General features: G+C 62.9%; 2 protein-coding genes. One reads left to right on the top strand and one right to left on the bottom strand.

Features of this window, described 5'->3' with window-relative positions; all coding sequences use genetic code 11:
- Positions 1–117 precede the first annotated feature (117 nt).
- Complete coding sequence (locus tag Q7U29_RS14470) at positions 118–717, bottom strand: hypothetical protein (RefSeq protein ID WP_304742538.1); 600 nt, start codon at positions 715–717, stop codon at positions 118–120.
- 192 nt (positions 718–909) lie between these two features.
- Between Q7U29_RS14470 and Q7U29_RS14465 the strand changes: the two genes are divergently transcribed.
- Positions 910–1,878 (top strand): SDR family oxidoreductase, encoded by a 969-nt coding sequence (locus Q7U29_RS14465; RefSeq protein WP_304742536.1) that lies wholly within the window; start codon positions 910–912, stop codon positions 1,876–1,878.
- Positions 1,879–2,070 lie beyond the last annotated feature (192 nt).

Below are 2,070 nucleotides of genomic sequence, written 5' to 3'. Positions count from 1 at the left end.
CACTACATCCTCGGCGACGACCATTTTTCGGCCGAAGGCAGCCAGCTGGCGTTCAGGGAGCTGGCACGGCGGCTGCTTTGACGGAGGCGGCGGGAGGTCCTGCGCGCCTGTAGGTGTTCAGGCTGGAAGGGGAACAGCAGCAGCCTTCTTCGGCCGCGATTCCTTGAAGCTGTTGGCCGATATCCGGAACGACAGCACGACGTCGGTTTGTATTTCAAAACTCTCGACCGCCTTGCGGCGTTCGACCTTGCCTTCGAGGCTGACCAGCTGCAGCGAAGCGACGATCACCCGAACCCGGCCGCGCGTGCCGAAGGGCAGCAGCAAGCGCTCCAGATCGACCGGCGATCCTGCGCTGTCGCAGGTTCGAAGAACGGTGTAGATGGCGCATCCGCTGCTGGCGCAGTGGGCCGACGCCGCGATGATGGGGATTCTCAGGACCGGCGGAGCGACCTCGGAGAGGGTCTTTCCGACCCACGGGTCCTTGACGGCTTCGTCGATGAACGACCCGCGGTACAATGCCCGAAAATCCAGCTGGTCCTTGCCGGCTTCGACTTTCCACACGGCGATGTATTTGGGATCGTGAATTCCCGGGCCGGGCGCAAATTGATCGAACGGCGGCAAGCCACTCTCGGCGAGCGCGAGCTTCGCCCAATATCCGGCCAGGCTGCGCTGGCTGGTCGACCGGATGCTGTCAATTGTTCCGTTTTCAAAATTCATTTTGATCTCGCCGATGCTGCTAACTTTGCACCCCATTGGTTAAGGAATTTTCATTCGCGGCCCGGTCCATCCGTTCCGGCTCATGCAATTCGGGATGCCAGTGTTGTTTGACCGGCGAGCGTTGGTGCGACTATACCGGAAAGGTCGGATTCAAAATCTCACCAGCCTGCAATGGAAAGGTCAGCGCCCCCCATGAAAGACTTTGCCGGAAAAATTGCCGTCATCACCGGAGGCGGCACGGGCATGGGCCGCGAACTGGCGCGGCAACTCGTCGCGGAAGGCTGCAACGTCGCGATGTGCGACGTCTCGGCCGAGGCCATGGCGGAAACGAAGCGGCTGTGCGAGGTCGAAAAGCTGCCGCAGGGCCTGCGCATCACCACCCATATCGCCGACGTCTCGATCGAGGACCAGCTGACGCGATTTCGCGACGAACTCGCCGAGCAGCAGGCGACCGACAGGATCCATCTGCTGTTCAACAATGCCGGCATCGGCGGCGGCGGCAGTATGTTCACCAACACGCGGGAGCAGTGGGAACGGACCTTCAACATCTGCTGGGGCGGGGTCTATCTCGGCGTCCGCACCTTCCTGCCGATGCTGATGAAGGCCGACGAGGGCCATATCGTCAACACCTCCAGCGTCAACGGTTTCTGGGCCTCGGTCGGGCTCGGTGTCGCCCACACCGCCTACAGCGCCGCGAAGTTCGCGGTCAAGGGTTTCAGCGAAGCGCTGATGACCGACCTCAGGCTGAACGCGCCGCATATCAAATGCTCGGTGGTGATGCCCGGCCATATCGGCACCTCGATCGTGTCCAATTCGCGCAAGATCCAGAGCGGCACCGAATCCGAGCTTCTGAGCGCCAACGAACTGTTGTCGGCGCGCGTGCGTCTCAAGGCCATGGGCGTCGATACCGAGGCGATGTCGGACGACGACGTCCAGAAGATCGCGCTCGATCGTGCGCGTGCCTTCCGCGACGAGGCGCCGACCACGGCGGCGCAGGCGGCCAAAATCATCCTCGATGGCGTCAAGGCCGACCGTTGGCGCATCCTGGTCGGCGACGATGCCCACACGCTCGACGAGCGCGTGCGGCAAACGCCGGAGCAGGCCTACACGCCGGAGTTTTATCAGAGGTTTACGGAAGAGGTCGGCTGGCGGCTGGGGTGAGTGGACTTTCGTCATTCCGGGGTGCGCGTCATCTCTCACTTGTCATCGCCCGGCTTGACCGGGCGACCCAGTATCCAGCGGCGCCGGCGATAGACCCGAGAAGCCGCGGCGTACTGGGTCCCCCGCATACGCGGGGGACGACGATCTGTGTGGATGTGACGCCTCACCCGTGCACGATCGCCTTCTCGATCA

The sequence above is a fragment of the Bradyrhizobium sp. genome, assembly GCF_030654605.1.
Taxonomy (GTDB): domain Bacteria; phylum Pseudomonadota; class Alphaproteobacteria; order Rhizobiales; family Xanthobacteraceae; genus Bradyrhizobium.
The sequence above is the reverse complement of the archived record's forward strand: the minus strand, read 5'-3'. Positions and strand labels throughout refer to the sequence as shown.